Raw genomic sequence first — 13913 nt, forward strand, 5'->3', positions numbered from 1 at the left:
TAAACCCGCGCCTACATTTAGTGAAACCAGTGTATAAATTCAATATTAAAGCCCACTAATTAAATTAATTCTTGCAGGCGCGACTTGTGTCGGGCAGGAGAGTGCGGGGTCAACCGGTGCCTACATTAACTGCATCAAATGTAAAGCCAATCATTAGCATCAACACCTGTATGCGCGACTTTATGTCGCGCACAAAAAGCGCGGGGTAAACCCGCGCCTACGTATTTTGCATTTTCACCTATAAGTAAGCGTAGGGTGTACATGTGGCTAATTAAAGCCAAGCATATACATCAACTCTTGTAGGCGCGACTTTATGTCGCGCACAAAATGCGCGGGTTAAACCCGCGCCTACAGATGATTATTAATACCAAAAAATATTTTTATATATTACTCGGTCGCCCCATATCACCTTGCTCATAGTCACAGACGCCGTGTGGGAAAACGGTCTTTAATTGGTCGGCTAATTTTGTAATTGGATTGGAACCATACATGCCTTTTTCAATTGCGGTTTCAACATCAATTAAATGGCATTTGAAGATGTCGCCCGCCCAAGGACCGCCGGATTCAATACGGCTGGTACTGAACATCGGAAAGCGTGACTGACACGCACCGTCTGACTTTTGATTCCATTTACCATCAAACACATCCTCGCCTTTGGCATAGGTTCTGCCGTCGGCTTCAAAGCAGGTATCGCCTAACTCTTGTGGCTTTGCCTCGATGACACTGAGGTTAGGGTTCTGTTTTAGGTTTAAAAGCCATTTATCTATCATGGCAAACGCAGCTTGTGTTGGGTCATGATCTTTATGGGCGACCCAAATAATGTGATTTTTATGATCGCCATTGGCTTTATCTATTCGTAAACGGCTATAAAAAGAGGCTGACATATGATGCATGTCTAACTCATTTTCAAGGTAATGTCTGGCATCTATAATTGGCAGGTCAACTTTACCTATAAACACTTGGCCTGAACGATAGGCGGCCTCAATGGCTTCAAGGCTAGCAGTATGACGCTGGGCAGGTCCATGGTTTGCTTCATAAATGTTTTCACTGCCCCAAAGGGAGAGCCAAAGCGGTTTGTGAGGGCCAAGTGGTGTAATGATATGCTCTACTTGCATGGTGGGCTGTGACTTCCAAGCTCCGATGTTGTAGTTGATATCAAAAAACTCCTCGATACTGATCTTACTCTCAAGAAGCGCATTTAACCCATATTGCACGCCCACGTTATCCCAAGTTGAACGGCCAAAACCTTGCTTGTCTGTGCCGAGCACATGTTTCATGTCTTGCCAATAGCTCCAGTTATTTTGACCAACCACAGAATCGGCGAATAAAGGTCTTAAAAAGCCCTGTTTAGGGTTGTTAATATAAGCAGACAGCCCAAAGTAGCCGTTTATACATTCGCTGTTACCATCGGGAAAGCTAGGCACAAAGCCGGCCATAAGTTGGTTTAGAGGTTGCAAAAACCCGGCCCGCTGCGGAAAGTCATTAATGGCATTCATGCCTTCAATTAAGCGGCGTCTGTCCCAGTCTCGCCATGCCTTTCTATCATCGGCTCTAAAGGTGAAATAGTTGTTTAACAGATCACAATCGAGCGCATAGGTGGTTTGGCTGATCATATCTGGGTAACTATAAAGTGGCAGCAAGCCGTCTAAAATACCCGTACTGTTTTGAGCAATGAGATATTGCGCTAGGCCGCCACCCGAGCCGCCTACACCCACTGTATAAAGTGGCTCACCATATAAACTGGTGAATTGCTTTTTAACTCTGCGTGCGGTGTCTTCAGCTAGCAGCATGTTATAGGTATAGCTGGTTTTATTGCCGCTAGAGCTGATAATGGCATAACCATCAAGTAATTGGTCTACTTGGCGCTGCATGACTTTATGGGTTTTTTGTCGTCCTTGTCTAAAGCCAATGCCTGAGCCGCCATTAAATTGATACACCAATCGATTGTTCCATTGCGACTTCGCTAATCTATCACCCACTTCTTCAGGCTCGATAGGCATAACAATGGTGTAAATAAAACGATTAATTGTACCTTGCTCCGCTCTAAATAGCGTCCCTTGGTAGTTTTTGGCCTGCTCTAATGTGAGTTTTTCGGGCTGTTTGTCGGCATTGATAGCAAAGTATTGTAAGTGCGATTTGACACCGCAGTCTTTGCTGAAGCCTAAAAGTTCACCGCTTTCACTTGTCACTGGCACACCAAGGCCCTCTTGATTATCGACCTCAGGCTGGCCAACCTTTGAATCAACTGACATACAAAAGAAAGGATATTGGTTCGGCCCTGAATATAAATTGGTTGCTGGTCCGACTCCACCAAGTGGAATGGGGAATGGGTAAGACTCTTCAGGACGTTGGTGTTCAGAAATATGGGGGTAAAAATCGATTAGATAATTATCTTCTGCAGGTGCAATTGATTTCACCTGTCTAGCAAGGAATGGATCTGGCGGGGTGAGTTGCTGCCATGCAATAAAGCCAATAATTGCGCTTAAGAGCCCACCAATTATTCCCAAAGTTAGTTTACTCATAACATCACCTTTGGATTATGGCGTTCTCTTTAAGTTTAGAAATAACTTAAGTACTCCGTTGTTATTTGTTTGTTAATTAATCGGTTTTTATATTTAACGGCTTTTTGTTAGTATCTGTATTTAGCATTTCGCAGTAACGAAAAAGGAAGTAAGGGCATGAAGATATTAGTTAAGTCTTACAAAAAACTCATTGAAAAAATAAAACAATTCTCTTGGTACAGTTTGGCATTGTTAATTGTTGTTGTGTTTGCAGGGCCAGAGATTTTCGTAGCGATGGAGCTGACGTTAATGCTTGAAGTCATGGGGGCATCAACTTTCTGTATGTTCTACATAAGCGCCATAAAAGCCTTCTTTGAACCTTATCTCAAAAAACTTACACCTTATTTTGAACGCTTCGCTCAGTTTGAAGGGCACAGCTTTTTTGTTTTGAAATACAAGCAATATAAGCAAATGCCAAGTATGTTAATGCATGCTGTGCCTGCAAATACTTTACTGCTAGGCTATCTAAGCATCATTACAGGTTTTGCTATCCTCTCAAAAATTGTTTAGCATTAGCGGCAGTTAATTCTATTGAGTTGTTATGTTTAAATTCATCGCATCAATTATGCTGTTTTTAAGTTTAGTCGTTTCGCCATTTGGCCAAATGACAGCTTTTGCTGCCCATGAGTGCGATATGACCATGATGACTAAAGATAGCATGATGCACCACACTATGGCGCAAGACGGAATGTCGAAAGACATAATGTCACAAGACGAAACAATGTCTTCAATGGCTTCGTCAACAAGTGATATTTCATCAATGGATTGCTGCAAGGTTGAATGTGTTTGCCCGAACAATGCCTGTCATGCTTTCACTTATGTCCCACAGTCAGTTCAGACGCTGGGCTTTTTCTCCAGCTTCGAGAAAATTCAAAATGCGCCATTAACACCACCAGCTACAACAATTTCTAATCTATATCGCCCGCCGATTTTTGCCTAACCTAGGATAAGTGCGCCTAAAATTTGGCGTGTGTGTCCGATTAATCACTTATTTTATTGTTATGTTTTTATTGTGATTAGGAGCGCAGGCGATGCGAGTTTTCTCAAAGTTAATTTTTTCACTCACGTTATTTTTAAGTTTTTTTTCAAACAACAGTTTTGCACAAAGCAAAACCATAGAGCTATTGGTCGCTAAAACCCCAACTTGTGGTTGCTGTACCTTATGGCTTGATCATCTCACCTCACAAAATATTAAGGTCGAAGGCAAAAATTTTTCACATCCGCAAATGAGCGAAATAAAGAGTCAGTACGGCATTGAAGCAAGATTCCGCTCGTGTCATACCGCGGTGCATGCCGATGGGTTTGCGTTTGAAGGTCATGTACCTGCGAAATTCATTAAACAGTTTTTACAATCACCCCCAGAAAACACGATTGGGTTAAGCGTACCCGCTATGCCACTTGGCTCACCGGGGATGGAAATTGATGAAAGGTTTCAAGCCTATAAAGTGCTATTGCTAAAAAAAGATGGCAGCTACGAAGTATTCGCTGAAGTAAACAGTTATAAGGAGCAATTCTGATGTCGAAATTTATTATCAATGCAGTATTGCTCAGTGTAGGTATTGCAGCTGGCAGCGCCGGTATGTACTTTTATTCGAAATCTAATAAAGAACATAGTGTGCATGCTGAACAAAGTAATGAAAAAAAGCCGCTGTATTGGGTTGCGCCAATGGACTCAAACTACCGTCGCGACAAACCTGGTAAATCTCCGATGGGCATGGATCTAATTCCTGTATATGAGGAGTCTAACAGCGAAGATGAGCACGGTCCGGGTGCAATTAAAATCTCTCCTGAAGTGGTTAATAACTTAGGGGTTCGAACTGCGCAAGTCACATTGAGAGACATTAAGCCAACAATTAATACAGTGGGTTATATTCAGTATGATGAAGACAACCTCGTACATATTCACCCTCGGGTATCGGGTTGGGTTGAGCAACTATTCGTTAAAACAACTGGGCAAAAAGTTAAAAAAGGCCAAGCGCTCTATACCTTGTATTCGCCAGAGCTTGTAAACGCACAACAAGAGTTTTTAATCGCTTTGCGCGGTAAAGAGTTTGGGTTAATAGAAGCCGCCAAGGCTCGATTGAGAGCGCTTCATATTGACGATATTTTTATCGAGCAGCTACAGCGAGACAAAAAAGTTAGCCAAAATGTCACCTTTTATGCGCCGCAAAATGGTGTGGTTGCCAACTTAAAAATTCGTGAAGGTTATTACGTGCAACCGGGCACAACCATGATGAGTATTGGCGATTTGAGCAATGTCTGGGTTGAAGCCGAAGTCTTTGAGCGTGATGCAGCGTCGGTAACGGTTGGTTTGCCTGTGCACATGACCTTAGACTATCAGCCAGCGCGCGCATGGCATGGTGAGGTTGATTACATATATCCAACGCTAGATGAAAAAAATCGCACTTTACGTGTACGTCTACGTTTCGAAAACAAAGATGGCGCGCTCAAGCCAAACATGTATGCGCAATTGCAAATAAGCGGTAAAGCAAAACAAAATAGCATTCTTACACCAATCGAGTCTGTTATAAGAACGGGCAAACAAAATCGTGTGGTATTAGCTTTAGGTGATGGGCAATTTAAGTCTATTGCCGTGCATATTGGCCAAGTCTATCAAGATCAAATTGAAGTATTAGAAGGTCTCAATGAAGGCGATACCGTCGTCACATCTGCGCAATTCTTGATTGACTCTGAATCGAGTAAATCATCAGACTTTAAACGCATGGAATTTGCCGAAGAGCCAACTTCTGTTTGGGCTGAAGGGGTGGTCACCGCAAAGTCAGATTCAGAGCAAAGTGTCACAATCGACCATGCGCCAGTTGAAGCATGGCAATGGCCACAAATGGTGATGGATTTTGGCATGCTCAACCAAGCTGACTTTGATGCGCTAGAAGTGGGCCACAGTTTACATTTTGAGATCACTAAGCAAGATGACGGTAGCTATCCGGTTTCAGCCATTCACATAATGGGTAAAGTTGAAGTCGCAGCGCCAGATACACAAGCTACTGTAAATGGTGTGATCAATGCCATTGATTTAGACGATCGAGTTATCAATATCAGTCGTGAAGCCATTGAAAAATGGGGCAGAGGGCCTGCCACGATGGATTTTGAGGTCATCGATGAACTGAATATTTCAACGTTCAAAGTGGGTGATAATATCGAATTTACTTTTGATACCGCACAAGACTTTAAAGTCATCGCCATCAACAAAATAGCCGATGAAAAAGCTATGCAGGATGGTGATATACCGATGAACGAACACGCTCATCATTAATCACGGGGAGGCAATATGATCGCAGCAATTATTCGCTGGTCTATCAGCAACCGCTTCTTTGTGGTGTTGATGAGCTTAATTTTAGTTGGCGCAGGATTGTTCTCGCTGAAGAACACCCCAGTTGATGCCATTCCCGATTTATCTGATGTACAGGTGATCGTAAAAACCAGTTACCCCGGTCAATCACCGCAAGTGGTGCAAGATCAGGTGACTTTCCCGCTCACTACCGCCATGTTATCGGTGCCAGGTGCGCAAACGGTACGAGGTTACTCCTTCTTTGGCGACTCTTACGTTTATATTATTTTTGACGATAAGACCGACTTGTACTGGGCGCGCTCGCGGGTGCTAGAGTATTTAAGCCAAGTTGCGCCAAGCTTACCAAGTAGTGCAAAACCTCAGTTAGGTCCTGATGCCACTGGAGTGGGTTGGGTGTATTTATATGCGTTGGTCGATAAAACAGGTAAGCATGACATTAGCCAACTGCGCAGTATTCAAGATTGGTTCTTAAAATACGAATTGCAATCTGTAGCAGGCGTCTCAGAGGTTGCCGCAGTTGGCGGTATGGTGAAGCAGTACCAAGTACAAGTCGACCCAGATAAACTGCGCGCTTATGGTATTCCATTAAATCATGTGCAAACTGCATTACAGCGGGGCAACCAAGAAACAGGTGCATCGGTGCTTGAAATGGCAGAAGCGGAATACATGGTAACCGCAACGGGTTATATTCAGAGTGTGCAAGATATTCTGCAAATTCCTTTAGGTGTGAACGAAAAAGGTGTAGCACTTACCATTGCTGATGTGGCCGTGGTCAACCTTGGCCCGCAAATGCGCCGTGGTGTTGCTGAGCTGAATGGCGAGGGCGAAGTTGTGGGTGGCGTTGTGGTGATGCGTTTTGGCGAAAACGCCAAAACCACCATTGATGGCGTGAAAGCTAAATTAGAATCGCTAAAAGCGGGCTTGCCTGAGGGCGTTGAAATTGTCACTGTGTATGACCGCTCTGCTTTAATCGATAGAGCAGTCGATAATTTATGGGGCAAACTCACCGAAGAATTGATAGTTGTTGCTCTGATCTGTGCAGCTTTCTTGTTCCATTTGCGTTCTTCAATTGTGGCAGTGATAAGCCTACCAATGGGCATTTTAGTGGCGTTTATCGTCATGTATTTTCAAGGGATTAATGCCAACATCATGTCGTTAGGCGGTATTGCGATTGCCATTGGCGCGATGACAGATGGTGCCATCGTAATGATTGAAAATATGCATAAACACATGGAAAAGACCCCACTTACCGATGAAAACCGTTGGCAAGTGGTTGGCAAAGCCGCCAGTGAAGTCGGGCCAGCGTTATTTTTTAGCTTGCTGATTATTACCGTTAGCTTCTTACCTGTATTTATTCTTGAAGCCCAAGAAGGGCGCATGTTCGCGCCGCTTGCGTATACCAAAACCTATGCCATGGCAGCGTCTGCCGGTTTAGCGATCACCTTAGTGCCTGTGTTAATGGGTTACTTTATTCGCGGTAAGGTATTACCTGAGCGTAAAAACCCGCTGAATAGATTACTGATTGCTATCTACATACCAGTTCTGAAAGGGGTTTTACGCTTTCCAAAAAGCACAATTTTGGTGGCGATTGCAGTTACAGTAGTTGGCTTTTATCCACTAGATAAGATTGGCAGCGAGTTTATTCCGCCTTTAGATGAAGGCGATTTAATGTATATGCCAACGACGTATCCGGGCATTTCGATTGGTAAAGCCAGGGAGTTGTTGCAGCAAACTGACAAGCTTATTCGTACTATTCCTGAGGTCGAGAATGTGTTTGGTAAAGTGGGCCGTGCTGAAACTGCTACCGATCCTGCGCCACTTACTATGATCGAAACCTTTATCCAGTTAAAACCCAAGTTAAAGTGGCGCGAAGGTGTGACTACTGAGAGTTTGAAAAAAGAGCTGGATGCATTGGTGAAATTACCCGGAGTGACCAATGCTTGGGTTATGCCAATCAAAACCCGTATCGACATGCTGGCAACGGGCATTAAAACACCTGTGGGCATAAAAGTGGCAGGACCAGATCTCGATGTTATTCAAGATATTGGTCAACAGCTCGAAATGCTTTTACCTAAACTGGACGGCACGGCGTCAGTATATTCAGAGCGCGTTGCTGGTGGCCGTTACATCAAGGTTGATATTAATCGTATCAAGGCGGCCCGTTATGGTTTAAATATCGCCGATGTACAGCAAGTGGTTGCAACGGCCATTGGGGGGATGAATGTAACCCAAACCGTTGAAGGGCAAGAGCGCTATCCGGTGAACTTGCGTTACCCCCAAGACTATCGAAATTCTCCTGAGCAATTAGCGCGAATGCCGATGGTGACACCTACAGGCCAGCGTATTGCGTTGGGTGATGTCGCGCATGTTTATATCGAAAATGGTCCGCCGGGTATAAAGAGCGAAAATGCCCGTTTAAATGGTTGGACGTATATCGATATTGAAGAGATTGATGTCGGCAATTATGTTGAAAATGCCAAAGCATTACTTACCAAAGAGCTCGAACTACCTGCTGGCTATTCAATTAATTGGGCCGGGCAGTATGAGTACATGGAGCGTGCCAAAGAGAAGCTGAGCTATGTTGTGCCATTAACGTTGGCGATTATTGTTATTTTACTTTATCTAAACTTTAGACGTTTGAGCGAAGTTGTGGTGATCATCGCAACATTACCGATGGCGATGATCGGCGGATTATGGCTTATGTATCTAGAAGGTTTTAATTTCTCGGTTGCTGTTGGCGTTGGCTTTATCGCACTGGCTGGCGTTGCTGTAGAAATTGGCGTGATCATGTTGGTGTATTTGAATCAAGCACTGCAAGATTTAAAAGATGAACATAAAGTGAAAGGCACAGCCATTGGTAAATCTGATTATCTAGAAGCCGTTTTACACGGTGCAGGGTTACGTGTTCGACCTGTGATGATGACAGTGGCAACCATCATTATTGGCCTTTTACCGATTCTATATGGCGATGGCACGGGCTCTGAAGTGATGAGTCGAATTGCAGCGCCTATGGTCGGCGGCATGTCGAGCGCAGTGTTACTCACTTTGATTGTTTTACCAGCGGTTTACTGTTTAATGAAAGCGGGTGAGATTAAAAGATTCAACAAACAGATAGCTGAAACTCGGTAGCACCGACTTTATGTCGGGTAAGCGTTTGAAATTAAGACGCGAAATAAATTCGCTGCTACCGGGTATTTAGTTCGGTAGCACCGACTTTATGTCGGGTAAGCGTTTGAAATTAAGACGCGAAATGAATTCGCTGCTACCGGGTATTTAATTCGGTAGCACTGGCTTTATGTCGGGTAAGCGTTTGAAATTAAGACGCGAAATAAATTCGCTGCTACCGGGTATCTAGTTCGGTAGCACCGACTTTATGTCGGGTGAGTAGTTTTTAATTAAGACGCGAAATGAATTCGCTGCTACCGGGTATTTAATTCGGTAGCACTGGCTTTATGTCGGGTAAGCGTTTGAAATTAAGACGCGAAATAAATTCGCTGCTACCGGGTTTTTATTTCGGTAGCACTGACTTTATGTCGGGTAAGCGTTTGAAATTAAGACGCGAAATGAATTCGCTGCTAGAAAAATATAGCAGCGAACTTTTAACATTAATCAGCTAACTATTAAAACTGATAAGACACACTTAAACGTATATCACGGCCAGGTTCATACATACCTTTTAATGTTTCATAGCCTTTACCAAACTTACTAAAGTCGCCAACACTGCCGTGGCTTCGGTATGTTTCGTTAAATAAGTTTTGAATAGAAAGGTCAAAACGTAACTGCTCAGTTGGTTCGTATCGTGCGTATATGTCAACTAAGTTGTAGCCTTCTTTATCGATACTACCTAGCTCATCTACCCAGCCTAACTCTAAAGAGCGGTGCATAACTTCAATATCATTTAAATCCGCAACATACTTAAAATTAAAGCCCGTTTTAATGCTATCTGTTACTTCATAGTTAAAGTTGATATTCAGGGCGTCACCTACAGCATTACCAAGTCCACCATATTCGTAGGCATTAATATCTACGTTATTGCGAATGATCTGCTGTTTGCCGCCTTCTACTGAACTATCAGGCCAAATAAATGGCATATTATTTAGTACAACATCGTTATGGTTAAAGCTAACTAACACATCAAATTGATTTGCTTGGTAGCCTGCAACAAGTTCAACACCTGTGCTTTCTAAGTCGCCGATATTTTCGTAAAAAACGCCTTCACGGCCTTTGAATTTATCGAATACCACACCATTGATAGTGCTCTGGTAAACAGATGCTTCGAATAGCCATGTGCCATCGTTGTATTCAAGGCCAAGCTCAATGTTTTCTACCTCTTCAGGCGCGAGTTCAGGGTTGTCGTTTACTTCACCTGCGGTAAATGCATCAGCAACTTGGCGGCCTCTCAAAGCTTCTGCATAGCCTGCGCTCAAGGTAATGTTTTCAGCTAATGTGTATTTAAAACCGATGTTTTTACTAAAGCCGTCTTGTTTTTTAACTGAAAAGTCTTTGCTCTTTGTGACAGGGTTACCTTGTGCATCATGTTCAACCACCCATTTGCCATCCACTTTAACCCAGTTTGCTTCAAGACCTGTGTGGTCTAGCTCGTAGGCGTCATAACGTACACCAAAGCTCAGTAATAGGTCAGGTGTAATTTGCCAGTGGTCTTGAGCATACACACCAGTCACAGTACCGTCTTCGTTTGCTTTGCCACCAAATGCTTCGTATGACTCAGAATTAACTTCATCATTCTTTTGTTCAATACCATAGGTTAGAACATGATTGCCTAGGTCACTGGTATTTCTGATATCGAAACCTGTGGTCTTAATTCCTGCGTTCCAAGTGTAAAGCTCGCGCTTTAAAGAGGACTCAGTTGAGTAAAGCGTGGTTTCTAAATTGATGAATTCGTTTAAATAAAGCGCATGGTTTAGCACTAAAGTTTCACGATCAGACCATGTTTTGAATAGCGGTGCGTCAATGGTTTGAACCCAGTTCGTTTGCTTACCAAACTCGCCTTCTTCTTCGCGTGTTTCGTAACTTAAAGTAATAAATTGGTTGTCACTAATTTCGGCATCTACTTTAACAAAGCCCAGAGTTTGATCTGAGCCTGTTCCAGGGATCAAATCACCTTCGCCATCTTCCATGTTGTCACGGCTGACATTCACATAAGACGCTAACACGTTCACTGAATCAGTAACACGACCATATAAAGCAACACTTTGCTTGTTGCCATCGTTAGAGAAAATACTCCCTTTTGCCAATCCGCCGAACTGCTCATCCGCATTTAATAAGTCGTTCGCAGTCTTTGTTTTAAAACGAATGGCACCACCGACTGCGCCACTGCCAGCCGTTGCTTCACCTGCACCCGCTTGTACTTCAACACTACGCAATAATTCTGGCTCGATTGACACACGACCGACGTGGTGGAAAAGTGTACTAGTTTGTGGCGCACCATCAACCGTGATGTTCATCATCGAGTCTTCTAAACCACGTACAAATACCTTTTGTACAATACCGAGTGAACCGCCAACCGTAATAGAGGGGGTAGCTCTAAAGATATCCTCTAAATCATTGGCTTGGTAATTATCTAATTGCTCAGGCGTAATTTCTGAATTTGTTGTCGCACCGACAACGACAATTTTTTCAATGTCTTTGTTGTCAGTGTCTTTTTCGGTTGCAAGGGCTTGAGTACTCAATAAGCCAGCAATAAGGGTAGATAGTATTTTTGTTTTGAACACAGGAGTCGCTTTAAAAGTCATGGGACATCTCTAATTACTGATATTTTCTAAATCAGAATTATTCCTATTTGCAATTGTGATTGGTAGCACTTTTACAACTGTTACATTTGCAACTTTGGAATGGTAATTTTAACGCTGAGGCCGCCGCCTTGCTGATTTATGGCATAGATATGTGCACCAACACTTAAAAGGTGGCGTTTAGCTAATGCTAACCCTAAGCCAAAGCTGTCACTTTCAGCCATTCTGCTGTCGTCAACTCTAAAAAAGGGTTCGAAGATTTTATCTAGCAAGTGCTCTGGTATCCCAGGACCGGAATCATTGATTTCTAGTAGGTAATGATCTTGCTGTTGTGTAAGTCTAACCGAAACGGTTTCTTTGCATGGCGTGTACTTTAGGGCGTTGCGAAGTACGTTTTCTATCGCTGGGCAGAGTGCTTTATGACTTGAGTCAGAGATCACTGCAGAATTCGGTAGTTCACTCTCTATGAACTTACAGGCGAACTCGAATCTTGCGTCTTCAATCAAGACATCGAGTAAATCAACTAACTCTACTTGTTCCTGCATGATCTTAGGCTGTTCATTTTCGAGCCAAGCAAAGGTGAGGGTATTCTCAACAAGCTTCCTTATTTGCTTAGATTCCCTGGAAATACGTTCTAAATGCTGTGAGCTATTACTCGAGTCAAAGTTCTCAACGGCAATATCTAAACGAGTTAATGGCGTTCGCAACTCATGAGATAAGTCAGCTATGAGTTGCCTTTGATTCTCAATAAGCTCTCCAATTCTTGATGCCATTGAATCAAACGTATTGGCAAGATGAGATAACTCATCATCACGTTTAGCAAAGTGTTGGCCGACTCGAACTGATAAGTCACCCTTGCTGAATGCGAGTGTGGCATTATCGAGGCGGTGTAACGGCGTAATGATGTGTCTATACAGAATAAACGTGAGCAATATAAGTAACATCATCGGAATGACGATCTGCAATGCAAATTTTGTTGTTAACCAATGCGTGCCCGGTCGCATTCGCTCAGGTAATCGAATTAAAAAACTGGCACCATACTCTTGAAAAGGTAACTCCATAATCGGGTTATCAGAAAAGTAGAGGTGGATCTTCCAATCAATGCTACGTCCAAAATGATAATAACCTACGATATCTTTATCGTAAGGTTTACCCGCAAATTGCTCAGCTTTAAAACCGACGACAGACACCCACACGTTCTCTTGTTGCTCTATGTCTTGAAGGTACTTTTCTAATCCCACAAAGTCTTTTTGAACGTAATATGACTCTGCTTTTTCGCCCCAAGCTCTTAACTCTGCTCTATGCTCAGCTTTTATAAAGCTCATTTTCTCTTCGGTTTTTAAGGTAATGGTGTGAACCAAATAGAAAAATGTCACTAGGCCTGTTGCAAGGATAAAAAACAGCTTCCAGAAAATCTTATGCTTCATTTAAAACAGTACCCTTTGCCATGGACTGTTTGTAAGCGATCTCCCTGCCAACCGGCTTCATTAAGCTTACGCCTTACACGGCTCAAATGCATGTCGATACTGCGGTCGTATGCCCCCAGTTTTTTATTTAATACAGCTTCGTGCAACTCCGCTTTTGGGATAATAACGTTCTGATTACTAAGCAGGTTCCACAATAAATTAAATTGGATGGGGGTAAAATCTAAAAGTACCTCATTAAGAAATACTTGCTGTGTGTTCACATTAATAAATAAGCCATCAAAGTGCATCTGTTCTTGGTTGCTACTATCTATGTCGGGCTTGGCACGGCGTAATAGACTTTCAATACGAAGCAGTAATTCTTGGCTGTTAAAAGGTTTGGCAACATAGTCATCAGCCCCATGAGTAAACCCTAAAATACGTTCTTCTTCAGCACCTTTGGCCGAAACCATGATCACGGGGATCTGACTTACTTGTCGTAATTGTTTAAGTAGAGTGACACCATCAAGTTTTGGCAGCATTTTATCGAGTAAAACGAGATGATGTTGTTCAGATTTGGCTTTGTCAAAACCATGCTCCCCATCAAAGCATTGTTCAACGAGGTAGCCTGTTTTTTTCAGTAAGTCTGATAAATAATTGCTGAGTGTAATGTCGTCTTCAATGAGGAGAATAGAGATCATGGAATATATTATTGCAAATAGAAACTGTTATTATTTGCAATAATAAGCTTATCAGACTGCTGTGTAAATCATTATGTTCCTTTCTTGGGTTAGTTTAAGAAGGTTAACAAAAGCAAAAATAACATTTAAAACATAGTGTTAATATTTGTATTCGAGTTTGTATAGATGTGAGTTATCTGAGGGTAATT

9 protein-coding genes are annotated in these 13913 nt (G+C 42.7%); 5 read left to right on the forward strand and 4 right to left on the reverse strand.

The window, feature by feature from the left end:
• Positions 1-380: 380 nt before the first annotated feature.
• A complete protein-coding gene (locus C1E24_RS19820; RefSeq protein WP_138484492.1) occupies positions 381-2522 on the reverse strand; it encodes a DUF6351 family protein in 2142 nt (713 codons plus the stop codon).
• Positions 2523-2678: 156 nt separating this feature from the next.
• On the opposite strand from C1E24_RS19820, the gene C1E24_RS19825 reads away from it, so the two are divergent.
• The 5 genes from C1E24_RS19825 to C1E24_RS19845 all read left to right on the forward strand — a co-directional run bounded on the left by C1E24_RS19825 (position 2679) and on the right by C1E24_RS19845 (position 9000).
• Positions 2679-3071, forward strand: a complete 393-nt coding sequence (locus C1E24_RS19825) for a hypothetical protein (RefSeq protein ID WP_138484494.1) — start codon at positions 2679-2681, stop codon at positions 3069-3071.
• Between the two features lie 31 nt (positions 3072-3102).
• Positions 3103-3501, forward strand: coding sequence for a hypothetical protein (locus tag C1E24_RS19830; RefSeq protein ID WP_138484496.1), 399 nt, complete (start codon positions 3103-3105; stop codon positions 3499-3501).
• 91 nt (positions 3502-3592) lie between these two features.
• Positions 3593-4078, forward strand: a complete 486-nt coding sequence (locus tag C1E24_RS19835) for a DUF411 domain-containing protein (RefSeq protein ID WP_138484498.1) — start codon at positions 3593-3595, stop codon at positions 4076-4078.
• Positions 4078-5835: an efflux RND transporter periplasmic adaptor subunit gene (locus tag C1E24_RS19840; protein WP_138484500.1), complete on the forward strand. Its 1758-nt coding sequence runs from the start codon at positions 4078-4080 to the stop codon at positions 5833-5835. Before C1E24_RS19835 ends, C1E24_RS19840 begins: the two co-directional genes overlap by 1 nt.
• Positions 5836-5850: 15 nt before the next feature.
• Positions 5851-9000, forward strand: a complete 3150-nt coding sequence (locus tag C1E24_RS19845) for an efflux RND transporter permease subunit (protein WP_138484502.1) — start codon at positions 5851-5853, stop codon at positions 8998-9000.
• A gap of 491 nt (positions 9001-9491) precedes the next feature.
• Here C1E24_RS19845 and C1E24_RS19850 read toward each other — a convergent pair whose 3' ends face one another.
• The 3 genes from C1E24_RS19850 to C1E24_RS19860 all read right to left on the reverse strand — a co-directional run bounded on the left by C1E24_RS19850 (position 9492) and on the right by C1E24_RS19860 (position 13725).
• A complete protein-coding gene (locus C1E24_RS19850; protein ID WP_138484504.1) occupies positions 9492-11624 on the reverse strand; it encodes a TonB-dependent receptor in 2133 nt (710 codons plus the stop codon).
• 80 nt (positions 11625-11704) lie between these two features.
• Positions 11705-13048, reverse strand: a complete 1344-nt coding sequence (locus C1E24_RS19855) for a sensor histidine kinase (RefSeq protein ID WP_138484506.1) — start codon at positions 13046-13048, stop codon at positions 11705-11707.
• A complete protein-coding gene (locus tag C1E24_RS19860) occupies positions 13045-13725 on the reverse strand; it encodes a response regulator transcription factor (protein ID WP_138484508.1) in 681 nt (226 codons plus the stop codon). Before C1E24_RS19860 ends, C1E24_RS19855 begins: the two co-directional genes overlap by 4 nt.
• Between the last annotated feature and the right edge of the window lie 188 nt (positions 13726-13913).

Origin of the sequence: Pseudoalteromonas phenolica (assembly GCF_005876835.1) — a bacterium.
Classification (GTDB): Bacteria; Pseudomonadota; Gammaproteobacteria; order Enterobacterales; family Alteromonadaceae; genus Pseudoalteromonas; species Pseudoalteromonas phenolica_B.